Source organism: Salmonella sp. SAL04196, from assembly GCF_046550835.1.
GTDB classification, from domain to species: domain Bacteria; phylum Pseudomonadota; class Gammaproteobacteria; order Enterobacterales; family Enterobacteriaceae; genus Salmonella; species Salmonella enterica.
In genome coordinates, this window is the sequence record NZ_JBGDXE010000001.1 from 1,650,080 (window position 1) to 1,671,154 (window position 21,075).

The following is a 21,075-nucleotide window of genomic DNA, read 5'->3' on the forward strand; positions in this document are numbered from 1 at the left end:
CTAAAGCCTTTTCTTTCAGACGCCAGCATATTTGTCCTGGCGTATTTTTATAGCCTGACAGGCAAAAAAAAGCCCTGATTAACAGGGCTACGTTATTTATGTTTTACTTAATGAGAGAGAAGAGATCGTTTAAAGACTCACTCATTGTAGGATGGGTAAAGATCTGGTCGCGTAACACCGTATAAGGTAAATCTGCATCCATAACGGTTTTAACGATATTAATCATTTCATGAGAATCGACGCATAACAATGACACCCCTACGATACGCTGCGTATTCACGTCCACTACCGCTTTTAGTACGCCACGGGTATCGTTCATAACACGGGCGCGAGGGATCGCCGCCACCGGTAATGTCACCACCTGCACCGTTGCGCCGCTTGCCCGCGCTTGTTCTTCCGTCAGCCCGACACGAGAGAGCGGCGGCGTCATAAAGACGGAATACGGAACGTTCTGGCGATCGCGGGTACTGCGTTTGCCATCTCCCAATAATCCGTCGCGTACAATACGAAAATCATCCAGTGAAATATAGGTAAACTGCAACCCACCGGTAACGTCGCCCATCGCCCAGATATTGTCCGCCGTGGTACGCAGGTAATCATCCACGATGATCCCGCCGCGTTCGTTCACCGCCACGCCGGCGTTCTGCAACTGTAAGCCAGCCGTCGCCGGTTTTCGCCCCGACGCCACCAGCAGGGCATCCACAAGATGCGCGCCTTCCGACGTTTCTACTTGTACCGCGCCCTCCTTTGAGGATACGGCCTGTACGTTGGCGTTTAAAATCAGCTCGACGCCCTTTTCCTGTAAAATACGGATAATTGCCTGCGCGATATCCCGATCTTCACGAGGCAGGAATTGCGGCGCTGCTTCAAAGATAGTGACCTTCGTACCGAAGTTGGCGAACATTGAGGCAAATTCAAGGCCAATATAACCACCGCCTAAAATCCCCAGCCGCGCCGGGCGCTGGCTCAGGCTGAGTAACCCGGTACTATCGAACACCCCCGCCGTCGTTGTTAAGCCCGTAATAGCCGGGATCACCGACTCTGCGCCAGTATTAATGAAGATCTTTTCTCCCCGTAACACCCGCTCGCCGTCCGCCTGAAATACCCGTAAGGTATGGTTATCAATAAACTCCGCCCTTCCCTCAATCACATCGACATTGTCCAAGTCGGCAAGATTATGAAAATTTTTGTCGCGTAAAAAATTTACGACCGCCGCTTTGCGTTGCATGGCGACAGAAAAATCGCCCTCACGTTCCGCATCATGCACCAGCGTTTTCGTTGGAATACAGCCAATGTTGATGCAGGTTCCGCCGAACATACTGGCGGACTGTTCGATAATCGCCACGCGCCATCCCGTCTTCGCCAGAGTTGCCGCCAACGTTTTTCCTGCCTTGCCAAAACCAATAATGAGCGCCTGATACTGTGTCATCTTCTTTCTCCGCCAAATCACCATCTGTTTGTCAGGACAAGTATAAATAACGTCAAAAAAGACAGGGTTATCCGCAACGCGTCATTTTTTGTCTTATCGTCTAAATTGGCGGTTAGCAAAAACAAGAGTAGAAATGACATCAAGTCCGAAATATAGTGAAAATAGACAGAAATGGTTATCCCTATTTTTGAAAAAGAATCTGTTCTGGAGTCTATATGGATGCGCTTAGTCGGCTATTGACGCTTAACGCCCCTCAGGGCTCAATCGACAAGAATTGCCCGTTAGGCGGCGACTGGCAGTTGCCGCACGCCGCTGGCGAGCTATCGGTGATTCGCTGGCATACCGTTACGCAGGGCGAAGCGCAACTGGAAATGCCTACCGGCGACGCCATGACGCTTACGCCGGGAAAGGTGGTGATTCTGCCGCAAAACTCCGCCCACCGTTTGCGCCAGTCTGGCGAAGCACCGACACATATCGTGTGCGGTAGTCTACGTCTGCACGCGACGTCACGTTATTTCCTTACCGCGTTGCCGGAAGTGTTATGTCTTGCCCCGCCGCCGCATAGCCCCGCCAGTATCTGGCTTAACGCCGCCATTTTGCTGTTACAGCAGGAGTCAGAACGCCATTTACCTGGCGCTGATGTCTTATACAGTCAGCAGTGCGCCACGCTGTTTACCCTCGCCGTTCGCGACTGGCTATCGCAGGCTGGCACAGCGAAAAGCGTGCTCAATTTATTGCTGCATCCCCGGCTGGGCCGCGTGATCCTTCACATGCTGGAAACACCGGCGCATCCCTGGACGGTCGAAACGCTGGCGCAACGGGTACACATGTCGCGGGCGAGCTTCGCCCAGCTATTTCGCGACGTGTCCGCGACGACGCCCTTAGCCGTGTTAACAACGCTGCGCCTGCAAATCGCTGCCCAGACCCTGTCGCGTGAAGCGCTGCCGGTGATGGTGATTGCCGAGTCGGTAGGTTATGCGAGCGAATCTTCTTTTCACAAAGCTTTTGTCCGTGAATTCGGTTGTACACCAGGCGAATACCGCAAACGGGTCAACGCACTCGGACGATAAACGTATGCTGAACCCGCCTGCAGTTTGACGCCGCAGGCGGGCGGCACACGTTATGCCGCAAGGCGACGATGCCTGCGCAGCCACATCAGCTTGTAGGCTGCCGGAATGATGAACAGCGACAGCAACGGCGCGGTAATCATGCCGCCGATCATCGGCGCGACAATACGGCTCATCACCTCAGAACCCGCGCCGGTCCCCCATAAAACAGGCAGCAGACCGGCGATAATCACCGCTACCGTCATGGCTTTTGGCCGCACCCGGAGCACCGCCCCGTGGTAAAGCGCCTCATCGAGTTTTTCTGCCGAAAAGGTGTTGGGAGCTTGCGCTTTGAAGGCCGCGCCTACTGGATCACCGGCGATCCCATCATGCTGCGCAGAGCCATCAGTAATTGACTCTCTAATACGATGCGCTATACGCCGCCGGGTAAAACCATTACTCTTCAGATAAAAGAAGCGGACGACCAGATACATATTATTGTTGAAAACCCCGGTACGCCAATCGCGCCGGAACATTTGCCGCGCCTTTTCGATTGTTTTTATCGCATTGATCCCTCCCACCAGCGTAAAGGGGAAGGCAGCGGTATAGGCCTGGCAATTGTAAAATCCATCGTCATTATCCCGTCACGCGCCAGACCCAACGACTGTTTTATTATTTCTCTTATTAACCCACACCGGAGAAATAAGATAAATAAGTTTACATCCCTTTTAGCTGTCGTTTTTTTATTTCAGCTGGCGTAAACGCCGCAGAGAAAATGGAATCCCGCCAATTATCCGCCACGGCGCATGAGATGATGAATAACGGTGACGCCTTCGCGCATCAGCAAATGGCTCAGACACAGAAACCCAGCGCCCCGGCTACTGTGGAAAATGCGACACCCTTTTCTGAAATGGACGACTATGAAAAAGCAATGGTCATCCATCAATCGATGAATAATGCCCATTCTTTCGCCCACGAGATCCAGGCTGAGGAGCACCATAAACAGATTAAACGCAATTAGTTATTTGCATATTAGCGTCACGTACTGCGGATGGCGCAACGTCGCCGCCGCAGAAGCTTACGGATTAACATAATTTTGAGAGGTTAAATGGCGCGCCCTGCAGGATTCGAACCTGCGACCCACGGCTTAGATGTTTCTGGAACTACCTGAGCTAACAACAAGTTATCCCATTACTACGGCACTCACACTCGTCCCATCCTCGAAAAACATGCAAAGCCTTGCAAGCCGATGCAAAGCTTTGTGTGTCCCGTTTTTGTCCCAAACCACTTAGCAATCAGCAGCCCCAATTGATCGGTAACAACGATCAATTAATAAGATAACAATAACTTTAAACTATCAAATAACACATTATTGATCGTTTATATCGATCAAAGCAATTTGTAGTGCTACACTTCAGACCTTTCCGAATCCGCTGATTTTCATAATGTTGAAGTTATTCGCTAAGTACACATCGATCGGTGTTCTTAACACGCTTATTCATTGGGGCGTATTTGCTTTTTGTGTGTATGGGATGCATACGCATCAGGCGTTGGCGAACTTTTCCGGTTTTGTTATCGCCGTATCGTTCAGCTTCTATGCCAATGCGCGCTTCACCTTTAACGCCAGCACCACCACGCTTCGCTACATGATGTACGTGGGATTTATGGGAACACTGAGCGCCGTTGTTGGCTGGATGGCTGACAAATGTTCCCTGCCGCCACTCCTTACTCTTGTCACCTTTTCAGCTATCAGCCTGATATGCGGATTCATTTATTCAAAGTTCATTGTCTTTAGGGATGCGAAATGAAAATCTCGTTAGTCGTTCCGGTCTTCAATGAAGAAGCCACGATACCTATTTTCTATAAAACGGTTCGCGAGTTTGAAGAGCTGAAACCGTATGAAGTTGAGATTGTTTTCATCAACGATGGAAGCAAAGATGCGACTGAATCAATAATTAACAAAATAGCTGCATCTGATCCGCTCGTTATTCCGCTTTCGTTTACGCGAAACTTCGGTAAAGAACCTGCTCTTTTCGCGGGTCTCGACCATGCAACCGGGGATGCGGTCATTCCTATTGATGTCGATTTACAGGATCCGATAGAAGTTATCCCTCATCTCATTGAGAAGTGGCAGGCTGGCGCGGATATGGTGCTGGCTAAGCGCTCAGACCGCTCAACTGACGGGCGCATGAAGCGTAAGACAGCTGAATGGTTTTATAAGCTGCATAATAAAATCAGCAATCCGAAAATTGAAGAGAACGTCGGTGATTTCCGGTTAATGAGCCGTGAGGTCGTCGAAAATATTAAACAGATGCCAGAACGTAATCTGTTTATGAAAGGCGTTCTGTCATGGGTGGGCGGCAAGACTGATGTAGTTGAATACGCCCGCGCTGAGCGTATTGCCGGCGATTCAAAATTCAATGGCTGGAAATTATGGAATCTGGCGCTGGAAGGAATAACTTCTTTCTCAACATTTCCGCTCCGTATATGGACTTACATTGGATTGTTTATTGCAGGTATGTCATTCCTTTACGGTGCATGGATGATTATTGATAAATTAATATTTGGAAATAATGTTCCTGGCTACCCGTCTCTTCTTGTTTCTGTACTTTTTCTGGGTGGCGTTCAATTGATAGGAATAGGTATTCTTGGGGAATATATTGGAAGGATTTACATAGAAACAAAAAAAAGGCCTAAGTACATAATTAAGAATGAGAAGAAAAATGGTTAACAATAGATTAAAAATGGTAATTGCTATCCTTATAGTTTTCTCGTTGGTGTATTCAATAGGATTTATCACACCAATGAACTCTGATGACTATACTTATGCCCTAAGAGAGCTTTCGCTTTCTAGCGTAAAAATGCACTATTTAGGATGGAGCGGAAGGGTTGTGTCAGATACGATCAGCACATCTCTATTAAAGTTTTTCTCCCCGCATATTTACAATGCAATAAACTCAGCAGCGCTAACATTAATGGTGTTGTGCTGGACAATGATCCCAGCTACATTAACAAAGTCGTCACCGTCCCCATATGTGATGATTTTCTTATTTTTCTTATACTTCATTGCAAATCCAGCCCTCGGTCAAACTAACTTCTGGCTTGTTGGGTCAGCAAATTACTTATGGACCAACATGTTCATTGCCATTTATATACTAATTTCTATATATTTAAGCAATGGTAAAAAATCCAATGTAATACTCTTTGTATATGCCATATCATCGATATTTGCAGGTTGCTCAAATGAAAATACATCTCTTGTAGTTGTATTAATTTCTGTAGTATATTTCTTTATAATGAATAGGAATAAATATTTACTGATTGGCGTATTCGGATCTGCAATAGGCGCGGGGGTTCTCCTGCTGGCTCCGGGAAACCTATCCCGTGCGTCTACAATACAAGACTGGTACAATCAACCAATTGCATGGAGGGTTCTTGAGCACTTTTCAGAAAGGCTGCCATCAGCAATGGGGGCATATTGGCAGGTCTATATTGCATTTATAATACTACTAATCTCTGTAGTGTTATCAAGGAATAGTAGCAGCAAACTTATGTTTGGAAGCTTTTTATTCATACTGGGTGCAATTGCTGCAAATGTTGCGTTCCTTGCATCTCCTGCAATGCCCAGCAGGGCTCTCAATGGAGCACTCTGCTTTATGATTCTTTCGATTTCCTTTGTTGCTCATTCTGCATTTACGAAATTTAACAAGGCTTCCATTTATTTATCTGTTACTACATATGCAATGGCTTTTTTATATTTCATTCCATCATACATCCTCTATTACTCATCAATTAAATCAATAAGCAAACAAACGGAGATTAGGGAAGAAATAATAGACAGGGCGAAACATAACAAACAAGATCAAGCGATAATTCCTGATTATTACTTTCCACCGGTACTGCATGCAGGCCCAAGTCTTGATACGTTTAACAGTGAAGCAATGTCTAGATACTACGGGATTGATTTGAAAATAACTGCTCCAGGATTTTTCGACTATTCACGAGCCTTTAATTTCAAGCCTCTTAATATTAACGCAAAAATATGTAACAACGTTTATATAAAATCATTATGGATATATAAACAGCAAATGGGCATTAAAACATTTGTAATATTTGAGTTTAATAAGAATCCTGCTGATTCTCTTGATGAGAATACAGCGATGTTCATTAGCTTTAAAACAAAGGATGGAAAAATTATAAATGCAGATGTCGACAAGAAGACATTCCAAATAGACGGAAGATGGCTTTCCGGGCGGGCGATTAACGGCATAGATTCAAATGAATTAGAATCAATTACATCTGGGACATGGGACGTTAGAACAGGGGCGAGGACAAATGAGAATATTACGGAAATAATTAAATAACATTCATGTATAATTAATGTTCCCCGCCACCAATGGGTAACGGGCGGCGGGGATTCCTACATATCGTATGTCACAAATGCCCCATCAGGTTTCTTAGCAAGAAGTCGCAATGCACCATCAGTCCCAAAAAAGAACCCAACGGAGCCATAGTGCATTAATCCAGACTCCGGCAACTGACCAATACACGCAAGGATACGCATGTGCCCAAAGCCCATCCGGTTCAACTCCACCACAGATGCAGGAACACCGTCTTTTAGTGCGGATAAACTGCCCCCTACTGGTTTCACTACCGGGTAAAGGAACCTGACAATCTGCGGTCAATGTGAATCGCCACAGGTTTAACAGACACCTCAGAGCCATTTAAGATGACTTAAAGAGAGGTGCCCATGAGCGGTAAACGTTATCCCGAAGAGTTTAAAATTGAAGCGGTAAGACAGGTTGTTGAGCGTGGCCATTCTGTTTCCAGCGTCGCAACACATCTCGATATTACTACCCACAGTCTTTACGCCAGGATAAAGAAGTACGGGTCGAACTCCTCCACCAATAAAGAAATAAAGAGCAGTCAGATGATCAGACCGAAATCCGCCGACTCCCGAAAGAGTTGAAGCGGGTTACTGACGAACGGGACATATTAAAAAAAGCCGCAATAGATTCAATTGGTCACTGCAACCATGAATGACAAAAGATAGAGTCCTGAATGCGCTTCTGATGGCCGTGTGGCGACGTAATCACCCGCTATGAATGGCAGTCGATCCTGAAATCGCACGGACTGGAGAGCAGAATGAGCCGTCGTGGCAACTGTCATGACAATGCGGTTGCAGAAAGCTTTTTCCAGCTACTGAAGCGTGAACGGATAAAGGAAAAGATCTACGGAACGAGAGACGAAGCCAGAAGCGATATTTTTGATTACATAGAAATGTTTTATAACAGTAGACGCCGGCATGGTTCGAGCGAACAGATGCCACCGGCTGAATATGAAAACCTATATCATCAACGACTCAGAAGTGTCCAGGTTATCCGTGGTGATTCACAGATATGCTCACCTTGCGCCTAATCATTTAACGGAACACGCGAGGAAAATAGACGACATTTTTGGTGATGATGTCCCATATGAGAATTAAAGAGGCGTAACCAGTTGATATATAAGTGGCGCGCCCTGCAGGATTCGAACCTGCGACCCACGGCTTAGAAGGCCGTTGCTCTATCCAACTGAGCTAAGGGCGCCTTGTGAAGTGAAGACTTCGTGTAGACGAAACGCGAGAATTATACGGTCAGGTACTCCTGAGTCAATGGCTTTTGTTCTGGTTGCTGACTAAGTGTACGAATATCGTCTTTTCTGGCGCAATGCCAGGTTCCAGGAAATCGCCTGGACACATCTCAGCACGCATAAAGTGGGAATTAAGGCCGCCAGTATTTAGATAATCAATCAGTTTCTTTAATATTTCACCATGATTCACCTGCCGTGTAGGATATTTTTTATGCTGAGTATCGCTATTAAGGAACAAAACAGTCACTTTGAGCATGGGTTGAAAATCATCATGACGCGTCTGGCGAATCAATGGCAGCAGAAAATTGACTTTCTGCCGCCAGAAGAGATAGATAATGCCGATATCGCTTTCCTGGCCCTGGATGATGATTGGTTCAGCGCAGGCTGTTACCAGATACCTATGCATACCCAACATCAGCTACGGGTAATTATTTGTAATAAATGCGATAAAGAAAAGCTCATGTTCAGACCATGTCTGTATATGCTGCCGCATATTTATCGGGAAGATGATGTTGAAGAAATTACCCGGAAAATGATATTGATCTTACATAAGCGAGCGCTTCGACATAGCGTCCCTTCTGGCATTTGCCACTACTGCACGACTCGTCATTTTTCAGTAACAGAACGTCACCTGTTAAAACTGATCGCCAGCGGTTATCATTTAAGCGAAACGGCTGCTTTACTTTCACTTTCTGAAGAGCAGACAAAGTCACTCCGCCGGAGCATTATGCGCAAATTACATGTTAGAACGGAGCAGCAGTTTTTAAAGTATATTAGAGTTAACCTTCATTTCTTACTCAGTAAGTAAACTCACTTAACTTTTTACAAGGCTTACGAAATATCTCACCAATAATTAAGTAACGATACCTACAGGCATTTTTTTAACGCTGCCACAATGATGCTCATAATATCCTGATAGATTCAGGGGTCGAAAATATATGACTGTATCATAAATGCCTGGAGGAGTGTTTGGTGGCACAGGGTACTTTATTAAAGGAAAGGATAAATCCCCCACACCTGGCATCTTCGCCAACACGCCATTCATATCTCAACAGCGGATTGTTAAAATCTGAGCCAATCGTTCATCTCTCAACTGCGCAATTAATCGGCTATGAGGACCTGACGCAATTTCCGTCAGAACATGATAGCGAAGTTTTTTTTCAGCAGTTAATGCTGATGGAAGGCATTGAAACATCAGAGCAACGAAGCATTGCTTTTTACGCTGGTGCAACGATGGGACAAGGTTATTTATGGCCAGCCATATTACCAGATATATATTAGAGCAATGGAAAAAGCAGGATGCGCAGCGTACCACGCAGGGAAAGACACCGCCGTTTAAGAAATGCCAAAGACTGCGCCTGCCGTTATCACTCTCCAACGCCGCAGATATTTGATCGCCTTGAGTTACTGGACCAACAGCTTAATTATGCCTTGCCGGTTGGTATCATTTCCCAGGCAATAATTACAACTGATAACTACCTCGGCTATTCATTGAGTCACTACTTATTTTCCGGAAAACGTACCGCAGCATTCCGCTCATTAGATGACATTTCTTTGTGGATTGAAAAGGGGTCGCTCAGACAACTGATTGTAGATATGGAGACGCTACCTGTCTCCTGTATTGAGGCGCTTAACCAGCTACGCGCGCTCAGTTGGCAACAAAGCGATATCCAGATTTACCTGCTGGTATCAGATAAAACCGCCGCTATAACACAGTTTATCCGTATGGCTGGGCGTTTTTTTGTTCTGTCACGACGACAAAATCTGGCTTCAGTACGCGAAGCCTTGTTATCAGCCGCCGAACCTCGCTTATCGGAAAGCTTTAGCCGTACTGACTGGTTGATGATTGAAACTTTAGCGCAAGGTGCCTCTTTAAAAGAAATAGCACGTCAGCAAAGCGTATCTTATCATCGTGTAGTTTACCGGCTTAAACAACTTATCACCCTCCTTAACCTTCCCCACAGGCAAAGCTTTCTTCGGCTGATCCAGCAGCTAAACGTTACTTTCCACGATATTTTTTAACGGAGTAACGTTTTGGCGAATAAGATTTTTTAAGAAATTACTTATTTTCACTTCCATTAAATGTAAATATTTCACATAAAATTAATATTTACAACTCGTCCTGGTAAGCGATAAAAATTTTTTTCTTACATCGTCCCCTGTCCCTCCTCGTTTTTTGAGGTCTCCAGCGTCAACATCTTTCTGTTATTACATAACAAATACTAAACAATTAGTCTTTCATATTATTTTTATACTTAAAAACAACAGTTTAAACTACTCAATGTCAACTCCAAAGAAAATAGCTCCACCACGAACAAATTTTCTATAACGCCACAGAACATCCTACCCGCTATCCATAATTCGCATTTCGCAAGACTTTTCCGAGAAATCAGACCAGGTATAATCCATATTGTTTTTACTTAATCAGAAATTTCTTTTTTGTTGGTGCGAAATGGACATTCCACATATTTATTACTCTTACGCAAAATAGCCAGTCAACAGGGAAGTCTCATTCTTTATTATTGCTCCACTGTGTGGTGTGTAGATCTGGCTATTTCACAATCTTTAAGGTGTCTGACGCTTATTCTAAAACGAAGGACGCATAACAGTCTGAGGCATACAACAATGAAACCTGCATCTGTTATCATTATGGACGAACACCCTATTGTAAGAATGTCGATCGAAGTTTTACTCGGTAAAAATAGCAATATTCAGGTTGTCCTGAAAACGGATGATAGCCGAACAGCGATAGAGTATCTGCGCACTTATCCTGTTGACCTTGTCATTCTGGATATTGAATTACCGGGCACCGACGGCTTTACCTTACTTAAACGAATCAAATCTATCCAGGAACATACCCGGATACTTTTTTTATCGTCGAAATCAGAGGCTTTTTATGCCGGAAGAGCAATAAGAGCGGGCGCAAACGGATTTGTAAGTAAACGCAAAGACCTCAATGATATTTATAATGCGGTAAAAATGATTTTATCCGGCTATTCTTTTTTTCCATCTGAGACGCTTAACTTTATCAGTAATACCCGTCCCCCCAAAGGCGGGCACCATGATATGCCACTTTCTAACCGCGAAGTCACCGTGCTGCGCTATCTGGCCAATGGAATGTCTAACAAAGAAATTGCCGAGCAACTTTTATTGAGTAACAAGACTATCAGCGCGCATAAGGCCAATATATTTTCTAAACTTGGCCTTCACTCTATCGTTGAGCTTATCGATTACGCCAAATCACACGAATTATTGTAAATGTACTCCCGGCGAATTATCGTTCGGGAGCCACAATAACGGACACTAATTGTAATTGATCAGGAAGGTCGCATCCGCGTTAGCAAGTCCGGGCTGCACGCCATCGGCTAAGGCGATATAGTTCGCATAGAATTTCAGGGTAGCATTGCCGTTGTTGTCAATATCGACGGCCTTGCTGGCCTGTTCAAGCGGCAATCGACGTTGATCGCCATCGCGAATTTCAATCGCCAGTTTTTGCGCCATTTCCGTATCAGCAAGCGCCAGTAATGCCGTGCCGGGCGCTGGCGTCCCGGAAAACGTTATAGACGCCGACCCCGGCGGGCAGCCTTCAAGTTTTAGGCTAAAGGCTACTGGTTGCGTGGCGTCACCGACGGCGTGAAGCTGTTTTGTCGGCCAGGTGCCGAGATTAACCGACTTGTTACTGTCGCCCGCCACCACGGCGCAGGTAAAATCCACCACGTTACCGCGCAGTTCAATATTCACTTCGCCCAGAGATGAGGTGGCCTGACTCAGCGGGCTTAACAAAACACAACCGATAGCGATGAAAACGCGCCGAAGGATCATTATGCCTCCTTAATCATAATCGACTCGTAGATAGCCGCGCGCAGTAAACGGCCCTTCCGCCGGTTTATTCCCCGTCACGCTGATCGGCCAGGCGCGAATACCTACGCGAGCGGCGGCGTTATCATCAAGATGAAACGGAATTTTACTCGACAAATTATTGGGTGTGAGCGGCGTACCGTTGCTATTAGCAACTACAAAACCTAAATCCGGATTATCGGACACCATCGCCTGCCCTGAGGCCTTTTCGGCTTCAAGCCGCATCGATAAATAGGCCTGCGCCGCGACGTTGGTACATTTGATAGCGATGGTTTTCGTTTGCGGCGTGACGCCTTGCGGACGATTACCCGCTCCCGCCTGACTAAATAACGACGCGCCGATATCGCCGAAATCAAACTCCACGACCTGTCCGGCATTCACTTCGCAGTTTTGCGGCACTTCTACTTTGCCACTGTAGCTAATGGTATATACCGGCGTGCTCAACGCGTCGCCGGTAGAGGTCGTCACATAGACGGTAAACATTGTCTGGCGAGGGATCGTCACCATATTAATAAAAGGCCGTATCACTTTTAATTTAAAAACCAGCTTTGAGTCCTGCACGCCAAACGGCATTTGCTGCGACACGTTAGAGTCGACGCCCATGCGAATATAGTTACGGGGCGGATAAAATACGCCAGCGACACTATCGGTGATGCTCATCGCGCCCAGAAGGTAGTCATTCAACTTGAGGTATTTAAAATTTCCTTCGGTGCTTCGTACCGGTAATTCTGATACATAGCTTCGGTAGGTATAATTTACCGTTGTCCCCGCCGGGCACGTCGCGTTTACGCCGACCCAACCTGATTTTTCCGGTAGCGTAACCACCTGTCCCGGCTGATTATTGCCGCTGGTGAAAACATCTGACAGGTCGTAAAAGATATCGGTCGCCGTCCCGTTTGAATTGCGGCAAACCGTCGCCAGCGCGGGATGGGTGAAAAAGAGCGCGGTCCCCGCCAGCAATAGCGCTGAGTATATTTTCATCTCTATTTTTCCTTTTATGACGCCGGACGGATACAGGTCGCGCTGGCTATCGTAATCGCCTGCTTCAGACTATCCTCCGCCAGGGCGTAAGGGGCGATACAACGCGCGTTTTTCCCCTCTCCCCACTGGATGAACAGTTCACCTTTTAGCGGCAAGCCGCTCAGATAAATTTGCCCGTCATCGCCGACCATACTGGTAATGCCGCTGGCGGTTTCTCGTACTATCGCGCCAAACGGTAACGGACGTCCGCCAAGCCTCGCGGTAATGATGGCCCTTACGCCTATCCGCGTATCAAAAGCGGCCCGCACCAGCGCGCCCTCTGTCGGCACCACGCTGCTGACGTTATTCTCGACATCGGTATGGTTGTCCATCGTGTTGGTATCTAACGCGACGCGGTTATAGCGATATACCGTGGCGTAGGGCATTACCGCATAGCCCCGCCAGTCCGTTTTCACGCCGGTCTGGTTTTCGATGCGCACGCCTTTCGCTCCCGGCGCTTTAATCAAGACATTGGTATCGCCCAACGGTTGGCTAAACGTAATACCATCCGCATGACCGACCACGCCGCCGGAAAGTTGCCAGTTATAGTCATGCTGATCGCGATCGTAGTTATATCCCACGCCCAGCGTGCCATACGTCGCCTGCCAGCTAGCGCTGGCGCTGCCGCTATAACCATTGCTACTGCTACGCCCTTGCGTCACGCTGTAGCTCAGATTACGTCCTTCCAGAAGCGTGCCGCCCACGCCGGTCTGCCAGCTATTGTCGCCGTCGCGGTTGCGGTTGGCGTTAAACGTGGCATAAGTACGATCAAGAAGAGTGTCGCGCGCATAGCGCCGTCCGGTCAGAACGCTAAACGGAACGGACATATTGAATGCCAGAATGCGGTCGGTGCCTGAGATCCCCACCGACTCGCTCCACGACCATGACAGCGAATAACTTATGCCTTGCCATCCACTGGCGTATCCCAGTTGATACCAGGTATTGGTATCCGCCGTATTCCAGTAATTTTGTTGACTGCCGGAAAGATACAGTGACCCGTAATCCCCCAGGTTTTGCGAAATATTGACCTGAAAGCGGCCTTTTTTGCTGTAGCGGAGATTGTGGTAGCTCTGCGCCATCGGCACTTTATGGCGGCGTCCGTCGCTATCGTATTCGTAGTCGTACCCTTCCATACTGCGGTATGCCACATCATCCAGGGTGTAAAATCCGCGCGTGGAATAGCGGTAACCCAGCAATTGAAAATTAGTCCCGTAATTATTCAGCGATTTGGCGTACAGAAAACGCAACGATTGCCCCTGATGGGTGCTGTCATCTGCCAGTTGGCTACGCGCATGTGTGACATCGACCGACACGGCTCCCCAGTCGCCCAAATTTCGCCCCGCCCCGACCACCACGGCACGGTAACGATCGGCAAGTTGCGTACCGCCGTAAGCCGTCAGCCCCGCAGGCAGGCCGGCAATCACCGTTCCCTGGAAAAAGAATGGCGAAGACTGCTGACTATTGCCGCTGCGAAAATCCCCGGCCACCAGGTCATACTTCACCCTGCCCTCACGCTGCAATAGCGGAACGGTAGAGTAAGGCACCGTGTAACGTTGTTGGCTACCGTCTTTTTCATCTACCGTCACCTCAAGGTCGCCGCTGGAAGAGGTAGGATTAAGATCGGTAATCGCAAACGCGCCCGGCGACACATAGCTTTGGTAGATAACATACCCGTTCTGTCGTATCGTCAGCTTTGCCGCCGTCCGGGCGATCCCTCTGACCGTGGGGGCGTAGCCTTGCAGGCTATCGGGATACATATTGTCAGAAGAGTACAGCCGCGCTCCGCGAAAGCCGACGCTATCGAAAACATCGTTCCCGGTATTGCTGTCCCCCATGACCAGTTCGCTTTTTAGCGGAATGATGGCGCGCTGTACCCAGGTGCCAATGTTGTTCCAGCGTTGCGAATGATAGCCGTCCCCCTTCGAATAGTTCCAGGCTCCGTTATTACGCAGCCGCCAGGGGCCATAGTTCAAACCACTCAACAGACTCAAAAAATAGCTATCGCTGTCTGTTCCGCGGCTACCGGCAAAACTGTAATTAATGAGTGCGGCGGGTATCCCTTCATCCCACTCCTCCGGCGGGATATAGCCACGCGCGCTGTTGAGCAATGACGCCTGCGGCAAGCTAATATTTAAGCGCATCGACGCGAAATCGAACGCGACCTCCGCGCCCGGGATTTTCTCAGGAAGGTGAATACACGTGGTATCGACGCCTTTATCTGAGACAGGGAACGCCGCGGTATTCACGCCCAGCCGTTTAATCCACTCCGGTGTAAAACAAGGCATCAGGCCGCCGGATTTATCGCCGGCGCCCACGGCGCCCGCCTCAAAACGGATATCCTGCGTCGCTACGAATTCGTCGTTACGCCAGATATCCACCCGGTAAATACCGGGAGGCTGATGATTACCTTTTTCAAAGCGAGATAAATCCGCCACAGACGCGGTATCCGCCGACAAAAACGCAGGGTTGAAATAACTTTCGCCGCGGCTCGTCAGCGGACACAGCGCCGCCAACACCGACAGCGCCACGCCGCTTAACGGTGATACATAGCCGGGAAATCGCCCTGCAAACCAGGTTGTCTTCTTCATCGTGTTCTCGTGTGGCTTCACGCTCTCTGCTTAACCGAGACTGGCCGTTGTCGCCGACGTCAATGCGCCGTAATCATTGACGGTCTGAAATGTCACGCTGCCCTGCGCGCCAGTCGGTAAGGGAATTTGCATGTCGCTTTTTGGCGCGATCATCACGTTATCAATCTTTTTCGCGCCCACGCTGATATTGACCAGCGTGAGGTAATAAGCAGATGGGTTGGTTATCTTGAGATGGTTGCCGACACGGGAAAATTTCAGCAAGGTCGGCGCATCTTCCGGCGTCTGCGGCAAATTCGCCGGACGCACGAACAGTTTGATGCGCGACAGAATCGCCAGTTGCAGAACGTTTTTTCCTTCAATATGACTTTTATCGACCGACGGGATGGCTTTCACGTTCATCCAGAACAACGACTCCCGATCCCCGGGTAGCGGTTGCCCGGCGTAGATAATACGCAGCGTGTTTTCGCTTTTGGGTTCGCTGACGAATAAAGGCGGCGTAACGATAAACGTTTTTTCTTTCTGCCCGGCGCTATTTTCGATCCATGAATTGACGAGGTAACGTTCTTGAGTATCGCTATTACTGATTGCCAGAGAAGTCTGTTTCGCCGCCGAGGGATAAATAACGCGCGTGGCGCCTAATGCAATCCCCCCCGCCGCCTGTACGTTCAGCGAAGTAAATAACGTGAGAAGAACAATAAAGCCTAATTTTATACTATTCAGCATGGTAAAAAATACCTTTTGCATTGAGTCACGTCGGCAAGAAAATTCATGGGTAAACCAGCGTAAACCACACTTCTGAATGAATTCGTCCCGGCGTCATATTTTCTGAAATTGCCCGATAGCGGGCAGTAAAATGCAAAGTCATTTCTGACGTTAAAATGGGCGTATAATGAAGCGGTAACGTGTTAGGTATGATTTGCCGCTGCTGGTCATCAAATAATGCCAGGCCGATTCCGGCATTACCGATACCCTCGCCGCTGGCCAGAAAAACATGGGGATCTTCCGCAGGCGTAACGCCGGCAAACGCAATGCCGACATGACGCCAGACCTCCGCGCTACAGGAGATTAACCGTAACGAAAATGGAACGCTGACGGGAGCGAAGCTGCCAGGACCGGTAAACGCATTCGTGCGGTACTGTCCCATCAGTACGCGCAAATCCTGGCTTTCAGTGGCGACAGCGCAGCCGCCATTGACCAGTTGTCCGCGCAGGTGAATACGCCCACTCTCTACCATTACCGGCTGCGCAATGACGGGCGACATCAAAATAAGCCCCACTAGCGCCGCGCCTTTCCTTATCATCTGCTATGTTCTCTTTTATCCCCGATAGCCTCTTCCGTTGAGGCGCCTCCCTTCCCTGGCGTTCCCAGACGGGATTATTCGTATTTCATGATAAAGGTGGCGTCGGCATTAGCCTGGCCTGGCGTCGTGGCGGTGGCGGTTGCCTTATAGCGTGCGGTAAAACGCAGCGTATTGGTGCCTTCAACCAGCGCCTGCTTCGCCGAGAAGGTCGCGCCGTCCGGTTTCAACGGTGAGGAGGTGTTATCAAGAATCTCAATCCCGACGCCGGTTGCGGTAGTGCTATTGTCCGCAGAGGAGACAGCCAGCAAATTAGGGTTGGTGTTATCTGCCTGACCAGAGAAAGCCACGGCAGCGGTAGCCGCCACTTTCGGATCGCAGTCATTCAGGACGATGGAGAAAGGCACCTGCGCGGTCGTATCATCAATCGCCGTAAAGCTGGCGGTACGGTATTGACCCAGCGTCACCGTTTGATCGGCGGATTTAGTGCTAACGGCACAGGCTGCATTAACCAGTTTACCTTCGAAATGAATAGTACCGCCACTCACGCTCACCGGAGTAGGATCAGCCGCAACCGCTGCGCCAGCGACAAACATCAGACTCGCAATAGTAGAGGTCATTAATTTATGTTTCATGGATTTCCCTTGAATTACACACACCCGGTTTCGGCATCCTGTCGGCTCCGTTTGAATTATTATCGACATAGCATGTCAGAAAAGTTATCTCTTCATCCTGTAAAGATAGATATCGCGGATTAATTAGTTTTCTGTTTCTCCCCTGAGTATCAGACGCAGTAATTAATCTTTGCGAATATGACATTTCGTCACGGTAATAAATTAAACATTTCGCTAAATAAAAAATAGCCGCAAACTCTTTTAATGACCTAAGCTAATTCTTATTGGGATATAAGAAGGGTCTAATCTTATTTTGTATAAAATGTCGCATTATGCCGCCCGATGCTATTAACGGCGAGGGATTACGGTAACCATAACCAGGGTGATGAATTGTTTCTTTTTGGTTAATCATGGCTCGCTTACTGGTCACGTCTCAGTATCGTCAACAGACGGGGGAGACGTCGCGTTTGCATCGGAAACACAAACGTTAACTGACAGCGAGGCCCGCTTCTGACAAAATAGCGTCATCCCCTTTGACTTGAAGTAACAGATGGAATCTTCTCTCTGATGGCAGCAAAGATTATTGACGGTAAAACGATTGCGCAGCAGGTGCGATCTGAGGTTGCTCAAAAAGTTCAGGCACGCGTCGCAGCAGGTCTTCGCGCTCCCGGCCTGGCTGTGGTGCTGGTCGGCAGCAATCCGGCCTCACAGATTTATGTCGCAAGCAAACGTAAAGCGTGCGACGAAGTGGGATTCGTCTCCCGCTCCTATGACCTGCCAGAAACCACCAGCGAAGCCGAACTGCTGGCGCTTATCGATACTCTGAATGCAGATAACACGATCGACGGTATTCTGGTGCAGTTGCCTTTACCGGCAGGCATCGACAACGTTAAAGTGCTGGAGCGTATCGCGCCAGATAAAGACGTAGACGGTTTTCATCCTTATAATGTCGGTCGTCTGTGCCAGCGTGCGCCGCGCCTGCGTCCCTGTACGCCCCGCGGTATTGTGACCCTGCTTGAGCGTTACAACATTGATACCTACGGCCTGAATGCGGTGGTCATTGGCGCGTCCAATATCGTTGGACGCCCAATGAGCATGGAGCTGCTGCTGGCTGGCTGTACGACTACCGTTACGCACCGCTTTACCAAAGATCTGCGTCACCATGTCGAGCATGCTGATTTGCTCATTGTCGCCGTAGGTAAACCGGGCTTTATTCCCGGCGAATGGATTAAAGAAGGCGCAATTGTGATTGATGTCGGTATTAACCGTCTGGAAAATGGCAAGGTCGTTGGCGACGTCGTGTTTGACGAAGCCGCGGCGCGCGCGTCATACATCACGCCAGTTCCGGGCGGCGTCGGCCCGATGACGGTCGCTACGCTTATCGAAAACACGCTGCAGGCGTGCATTGAATATCACGATCCACAAGGAAAATAACATGGCGACATTCTCTTTAGGCAAGCACCCGCACGTCGAGCTGTGCGATCTGCTCAAGCTGGAAGGCTGGAGCGAAAGCGGCGCACAGGCGAAAATCGCCATTGCCGACGGGTTGGTGAAGGTTGATGGCGCGGTTGAAACGCGTAAACGCTGCAAAATTGTCGCCGGGCAAACCGTTAGCTTTGAAGGCCAAAGTGTGAACGTCGTGGCCTGATACAGAGTGCCGGATAGCGACGCAAAGCGTCTTATCCGGCCTGATTACGCTGTCTTTTCAGATAATCATCCACTTAATCCTCTGCGTTCCAACTGCTAGCATGGCTATTTCCCTGTGAACCATCGCTATGCCTACCGTTATCACCCACGCCGCCGTTCCCCTGTGTTTTGGCGCAGGCTTAGGCCTGAAAGTTATCCCTCCTCGCCTGCTGTTTGCCGGTGTTGTGCTGGCGATGCTCCCCGATGCCGACGTGCTGGCCTTTAAATTTGGCATCGCCTACGGCAACGTTTTCGGCCATCGCGGATTTACCCACTCTTTACTTTTCGCATTCGTCCTCCCCCTGTTGTGCGTACTCGCGGGACGACGATGGTTTCGAGCTGGGCAGGTGCGCTGCTGGCTGTTTTTAACCGTTTCATTGTTGTCGCACAGCCTGCTGGATTCGATAACCACGGGTGGTAAAGGCGTCGGCTGGCTGTGGCCGTGGTCAGATGAACGTTTTTTTGCGCCCTGGCAGGTGATTAAAGTCGCGCCGTTCGCGCTTTCAAGCTACATCACGCCGTATGGACATCAGGTCATTCTCTCAGAATTGCTGTGGGTGTGGTTGCCGGGAAGTATTTTAGTGTTATTTCTATGGGTACTTAAAACGCATATTAAAAGGAATCAATATGAATAAAATGACATTCGCCGCCGCGGTCGTCTGTTTCTCATTTTCCCACGCCAGCTATAGCGAAGAAATGTCTGCCACTGGCTGGTATGCGGCATCGTCTGCGGTTGTCAGCGTGGGCAGTTCCGCACTGGTTAGCGGAATTATACTCTCCCCCGTACTGCTGCCGCTCAACCTGATCATTGGATCTGTTGTCGAAAATAAAAAGCAAAAAACCGCGCTGATAACCACTAAGTCTCCCGATAACAAAGACATTAAAATGCAAGTTCCGCTACATGTCGTCAAAGAAGGCAACCTCAAAGCAGGTGATAAAGTCACTCTGGAAAAAACGCAGGAAGGCACCGGCGCTTATTTGAAAAAAGAGGGCAAAGTCCTTGCCCATATGGTAAATCAGGACGACGCAGGACTTTCCAGCAACCAGACGGTACCGGCCAAATGAAGCGATTCGCGTTTGCCCTGTGGCTCAGCGCAATCTCGCTCAACGCTTATGCAGACAGTGCTAACTGTCACCAAAAAGCAAACACGCCGGAGAGCATCGCAGCGACAATGGATCAGGCGTTACAACTCAAACAGCAGCTTAACAGTCAACCCGATCCGGTCGTCATTCTGGTTCGCCAGGGGCAAGATATGTCGAGCCGACATTTAACCTGGTCACATGCTGGCTATGCCATGCGCGAGCCAAACGGAGACTGGCGGGTTTACCATAATCTGAATACTTGCGGAACCGCTGAATCAGCGCTCTATATACAAGGTCTGTATGAGTTTCTGGCTGATGACCTGGTGAATCAGAGCATTGCCGTTTTGCGCCCGCGTTCAGATATCGCGACGGCATTACAAACGCTCTTACATAGCGCTATCAAACTCAATCTCTTCCACAGTCCCCGCTATAACCTAATTGCGTGGCCTTTTTCCGGCCCTTATCAGAATTCGAATGGCTGGCTTCTCGAAGTGTTTGCGCGAGCAAACGATGCGCAGGTTTGGTCACGTAATGATGCCCGCCGCTGGTTGCAGCTTCAGGGTTATCAACCCTCTATCGTTAGTGCTGGCACTTTTGAACGATTAGGCGCAAAACTGTTCACCCCTAACGTTTTCACCGACGATCAGCCAGCAGAATTGCTGCGAAAAGGAAATGTGGGGCTAAACAGCGGCGACAGCGTCATCCGCTTTATTGCCCATTACAGCCGGGCAATGCCCGGGTGTGAACATCAGAATCTGGGGGAGTCGGTGTGTGTTTATCTTTCGCCCGGTGCGAAAAAATAAAAAACAGGCCGTTCTATGCA

The 21,075-nt window shown here is 48.7% G+C and carries 22 protein-coding genes, 1 tRNA gene and 4 pseudogenes; 18 read left to right on the forward strand and 9 right to left on the reverse strand.

The features are described from left to right. Nucleotides 1–103: 103 nt before the first annotated feature. Complete coding sequence (rclA, locus tag ACLJPE_RS08325) at nt 104–1,429, reverse strand: reactive chlorine resistance oxidoreductase RclA (protein ID WP_023212918.1); 1,326 nt, start codon at nt 1,427–1,429, stop codon at nt 104–106. Nucleotides 1,430–1,644: 215 nt separating this feature from the next. Here rclA and rclR point away from each other — a divergent pair, with 215 nt between their 5' ends. Beyond that, nucleotides 1,645–2,499, forward strand: a complete 855-nt coding sequence (rclR, locus tag ACLJPE_RS08330; RefSeq protein WP_023232984.1) for a reactive chlorine-specific transcriptional regulator RclR — start codon at nt 1,645–1,647, stop codon at nt 2,497–2,499. A 50-nt stretch (nt 2,500–2,549) separates the two neighbouring features. Here rclR and ACLJPE_RS08335 read toward each other — a convergent pair. After that, a pseudogene (locus ACLJPE_RS08335) lies at nt 2,550–2,816 on the reverse strand (efflux RND transporter permease subunit); the annotation flags it as partial. A gap of 3 nt (nt 2,817–2,819) precedes the next feature. Between ACLJPE_RS08335 and ACLJPE_RS08340 the strand changes: the two are divergent. The 8 genes and pseudogenes from ACLJPE_RS08340 to ACLJPE_RS08375 all read left to right on the forward strand — a co-directional run. After that, nucleotides 2,820–3,113 (forward strand): annotated as a pseudogene (locus ACLJPE_RS08340) (ATP-binding protein); the annotation flags it as partial. Nucleotides 3,114–3,250: 137 nt separating this feature from the next. Beyond that, nucleotides 3,251–3,496, forward strand: a complete 246-nt coding sequence (locus ACLJPE_RS08345) for a copE1 (RefSeq protein WP_023212915.1) — start codon at nt 3,251–3,253, stop codon at nt 3,494–3,496. 424 nt (nt 3,497–3,920) lie between these two features. Further along, nucleotides 3,921–4,283: a GtrA family protein gene (locus tag ACLJPE_RS08350; protein WP_000915523.1), complete on the forward strand. Its 363-nt coding sequence runs from the start codon at nt 3,921–3,923 to the stop codon at nt 4,281–4,283. Then, the gene (locus ACLJPE_RS08355) at nt 4,280–5,206 is read left to right on the forward strand and encodes a glycosyltransferase family 2 protein (protein ID WP_001528973.1); all 927 of its coding nucleotides are present in this window, start codon (nt 4,280–4,282) and stop codon (nt 5,204–5,206) included. The genes ACLJPE_RS08350 and ACLJPE_RS08355 overlap by 4 nt, the downstream gene beginning before the upstream one ends. Beyond that, the gene (gene gtrC1 / locus ACLJPE_RS08360) at nt 5,187–6,839 is read left to right on the forward strand and encodes a putative glucosyltransferase GtrC1 (RefSeq protein WP_077912240.1); all 1,653 of its coding nucleotides are present in this window, start codon (nt 5,187–5,189) and stop codon (nt 6,837–6,839) included. Before ACLJPE_RS08355 ends, gtrC1 begins: the two co-directional genes overlap by 20 nt. 386 nt (nt 6,840–7,225) lie before the next feature. Beyond that, nucleotides 7,226–7,444, forward strand: a complete 219-nt coding sequence (locus tag ACLJPE_RS08365) for an IS3 family transposase (protein WP_001575776.1) — start codon at nt 7,226–7,228, stop codon at nt 7,442–7,444. Nucleotides 7,445–7,514: 70 nt separating this feature from the next. Further along, nucleotides 7,515–7,893: pseudogene (locus ACLJPE_RS08370) on the forward strand (IS3 family transposase); the annotation flags it as partial. Further along, nucleotides 7,862–7,960, forward strand: a pseudogene (locus ACLJPE_RS08375) (hypothetical protein); the annotation flags it as partial. The pseudogenes ACLJPE_RS08370 and ACLJPE_RS08375, both read left to right, overlap by 32 nt. A 26-nt stretch (nt 7,961–7,986) precedes the next feature. Here ACLJPE_RS08375 and ACLJPE_RS08380 read toward each other — a convergent pair. After that, nucleotides 7,987–8,063 (reverse strand) — tRNA-Arg (locus tag ACLJPE_RS08380). A gap of 254 nt (nt 8,064–8,317) precedes the next feature. On the opposite strand from ACLJPE_RS08380, the gene fimW reads away from it, so the two are divergent. The 4 genes from fimW to fimZ all read left to right on the forward strand — a co-directional run bounded on the left by fimW (nt 8,318) and on the right by fimZ (nt 11,364). Beyond that, nucleotides 8,318–8,914 (forward strand): fimbria biosynthesis transcriptional regulator FimW, encoded by a 597-nt coding sequence (gene fimW / locus ACLJPE_RS08385; RefSeq protein ID WP_000948630.1) that lies wholly within the window; start codon nt 8,318–8,320, stop codon nt 8,912–8,914. A gap of 161 nt (nt 8,915–9,075) precedes the next feature. Further along, complete coding sequence (locus ACLJPE_RS08390; RefSeq protein ID WP_023197011.1) at nt 9,076–9,387, forward strand: hypothetical protein; 312 nt, start codon at nt 9,076–9,078, stop codon at nt 9,385–9,387. 18 nt (nt 9,388–9,405) lie between these two features. Beyond that, a complete protein-coding gene (gene fimY, locus ACLJPE_RS08395) occupies nt 9,406–10,128 on the forward strand; it encodes a fimbria biosynthesis regulator FimY (RefSeq protein WP_001258112.1) in 723 nt (240 codons plus the stop codon). A 603-nt stretch (nt 10,129–10,731) separates the two neighbouring features. Continuing rightward, nucleotides 10,732–11,364: a fimbria biosynthesis transcriptional regulator FimZ gene (gene fimZ / locus ACLJPE_RS08400; protein ID WP_000801272.1), complete on the forward strand. Its 633-nt coding sequence runs from the start codon at nt 10,732–10,734 to the stop codon at nt 11,362–11,364. Between the two features lie 45 nt (nt 11,365–11,409). On the opposite strand, the gene sfmF is transcribed toward fimZ, so the two are convergent. The 6 genes from sfmF to fimA form a co-directional block, all read right to left on the reverse strand. Continuing rightward, on the reverse strand, nt 11,410–11,928 hold the full coding sequence (gene sfmF, locus ACLJPE_RS08405) for a fimbria assembly protein (RefSeq protein WP_023212914.1): 519 nt from the start codon (nt 11,926–11,928) through the stop codon (nt 11,410–11,412). 9 nt (nt 11,929–11,937) lie between these two features. Further along, nucleotides 11,938–12,945 (reverse strand): type 1 fimbria D-mannose specific adhesin FimH, encoded by a 1,008-nt coding sequence (fimH, locus tag ACLJPE_RS08410; RefSeq protein ID WP_023212913.1) that lies wholly within the window; start codon nt 12,943–12,945, stop codon nt 11,938–11,940. A gap of 14 nt (nt 12,946–12,959) precedes the next feature. Next, a complete protein-coding gene (locus tag ACLJPE_RS08415; RefSeq protein WP_039512921.1) occupies nt 12,960–15,572 on the reverse strand; it encodes a fimbrial biogenesis usher protein in 2,613 nt (870 codons plus the stop codon). A 30-nt stretch (nt 15,573–15,602) separates the two neighbouring features. Further along, on the reverse strand, nt 15,603–16,295 hold the full coding sequence (gene fimC, locus ACLJPE_RS08420; RefSeq protein WP_001519112.1) for a type 1 fimbria chaperone FimC: 693 nt from the start codon (nt 16,293–16,295) through the stop codon (nt 15,603–15,605). A 43-nt stretch (nt 16,296–16,338) separates the two neighbouring features. Beyond that, the gene (fimI, locus tag ACLJPE_RS08425; RefSeq protein WP_000619610.1) at nt 16,339–16,872 is read right to left on the reverse strand and encodes a type 1 fimbrial protein subunit FimI; all 534 of its coding nucleotides are present in this window, start codon (nt 16,870–16,872) and stop codon (nt 16,339–16,341) included. 74 nt (nt 16,873–16,946) lie between these two features. Next, complete coding sequence (fimA, locus tag ACLJPE_RS08430; RefSeq protein ID WP_000681026.1) at nt 16,947–17,504, reverse strand: type 1 fimbrial protein subunit FimA; 558 nt, start codon at nt 17,502–17,504, stop codon at nt 16,947–16,949. Between the two features lie 546 nt (nt 17,505–18,050). On the opposite strand from fimA, the gene folD reads away from it, so the two are divergent. The 5 genes from folD to ACLJPE_RS08455 all read left to right on the forward strand — a co-directional run bounded on the left by folD (nt 18,051) and on the right by ACLJPE_RS08455 (nt 21,055). Next, entirely contained in the window at nt 18,051–18,917 is an 867-nt protein-coding gene (gene folD / locus ACLJPE_RS08435; protein ID WP_000729165.1) for a bifunctional methylenetetrahydrofolate dehydrogenase/methenyltetrahydrofolate cyclohydrolase FolD, read from the forward strand. A 1-nt stretch (nt 18,918) separates the two neighbouring features. Next, entirely contained in the window at nt 18,919–19,131 is a 213-nt protein-coding gene (gene ybcJ / locus ACLJPE_RS08440; RefSeq protein WP_000190278.1) for a ribosome-associated protein YbcJ, read from the forward strand. 127 nt (nt 19,132–19,258) lie between these two features. After that, nucleotides 19,259–19,804 carry a metal-dependent hydrolase gene (locus ACLJPE_RS08445; protein WP_001143505.1) on the forward strand — a complete coding sequence of 182 codons (546 nt, stop codon included), beginning with the start codon at nt 19,259–19,261 and terminating at the stop codon, nt 19,802–19,804. After that, on the forward strand, nt 19,797–20,234 hold the full coding sequence (locus ACLJPE_RS08450; protein WP_001038576.1) for an STM0539 family protein: 438 nt from the start codon (nt 19,797–19,799) through the stop codon (nt 20,232–20,234). The genes ACLJPE_RS08445 and ACLJPE_RS08450 overlap by 8 nt, the downstream gene beginning before the upstream one ends. Next, nucleotides 20,231–21,055 carry a DUF2145 domain-containing protein gene (locus tag ACLJPE_RS08455; RefSeq protein WP_001529075.1) on the forward strand — a complete coding sequence of 275 codons (825 nt, stop codon included), beginning with the start codon at nt 20,231–20,233 and terminating at the stop codon, nt 21,053–21,055. Before ACLJPE_RS08450 ends, ACLJPE_RS08455 begins: the two co-directional genes overlap by 4 nt. Nucleotides 21,056–21,075: the final 20 nt, after the last annotated feature.

Coding starts and splice junctions, on each gene's coding strand:
- ACLJPE_RS08450 (WP_001038576.1), top strand. CDS start 19,797: ATGAATAAAATGACATTCGCCGCCGCGGTCGTCTGTTTCTCATTTTCC.
- ACLJPE_RS08455 (WP_001529075.1), top strand. CDS start 20,231: ATGAAGCGATTCGCGTTTGCCCTGTGGCTCAGCGCAATCTCGCTCAAC.
- fimA (WP_000681026.1), bottom strand. CDS start 17,504: ATGAAACATAAATTAATGACCTCTACTATTGCGAGTCTGATGTTTGTC.
- gtrC1 (WP_077912240.1), top strand. CDS start 5,187: ATGAGAAGAAAAATGGTTAACAATAGATTAAAAATGGTAATTGCTATC.
- sfmF (WP_023212914.1), bottom strand. CDS start 11,928: ATGATCCTTCGGCGCGTTTTCATCGCTATCGGTTGTGTTTTGTTAAGC.
- ACLJPE_RS08365 (WP_001575776.1), top strand. CDS start 7,226: ATGAGCGGTAAACGTTATCCCGAAGAGTTTAAAATTGAAGCGGTAAGA.
- ACLJPE_RS08350 (WP_000915523.1), top strand. CDS start 3,921: ATGTTGAAGTTATTCGCTAAGTACACATCGATCGGTGTTCTTAACACG.
- rclA (WP_023212918.1), bottom strand. CDS start 1,429: ATGACACAGTATCAGGCGCTCATTATTGGTTTTGGCAAGGCAGGAAAA.
- ACLJPE_RS08345 (WP_023212915.1), top strand. CDS start 3,251: ATGGAATCCCGCCAATTATCCGCCACGGCGCATGAGATGATGAATAAC.
- fimW (WP_000948630.1), top strand. CDS start 8,318: ATGCTGAGTATCGCTATTAAGGAACAAAACAGTCACTTTGAGCATGGG.
- ACLJPE_RS08355 (WP_001528973.1), top strand. CDS start 4,280: ATGAAAATCTCGTTAGTCGTTCCGGTCTTCAATGAAGAAGCCACGATA.
- ybcJ (WP_000190278.1), top strand. CDS start 18,919: ATGGCGACATTCTCTTTAGGCAAGCACCCGCACGTCGAGCTGTGCGAT.
- fimY (WP_001258112.1), top strand. CDS start 9,406: ATGCGCAGCGTACCACGCAGGGAAAGACACCGCCGTTTAAGAAATGCC.
- rclR (WP_023232984.1), top strand. CDS start 1,645: ATGGATGCGCTTAGTCGGCTATTGACGCTTAACGCCCCTCAGGGCTCA.
- fimC (WP_001519112.1), bottom strand. CDS start 16,295: ATGCTGAATAGTATAAAATTAGGCTTTATTGTTCTTCTCACGTTATTT.
- ACLJPE_RS08445 (WP_001143505.1), top strand. CDS start 19,259: ATGCCTACCGTTATCACCCACGCCGCCGTTCCCCTGTGTTTTGGCGCA.
- fimH (WP_023212913.1), bottom strand. CDS start 12,945: ATGAAAATATACTCAGCGCTATTGCTGGCGGGGACCGCGCTCTTTTTC.
- ACLJPE_RS08415 (WP_039512921.1), bottom strand. CDS start 15,572: ATGAAGAAGACAACCTGGTTTGCAGGGCGATTTCCCGGCTATGTATCA.
- fimZ (WP_000801272.1), top strand. CDS start 10,732: ATGAAACCTGCATCTGTTATCATTATGGACGAACACCCTATTGTAAGA.
- fimI (WP_000619610.1), bottom strand. CDS start 16,872: ATGATAAGGAAAGGCGCGGCGCTAGTGGGGCTTATTTTGATGTCGCCC.
- folD (WP_000729165.1), top strand. CDS start 18,051: ATGGCAGCAAAGATTATTGACGGTAAAACGATTGCGCAGCAGGTGCGA.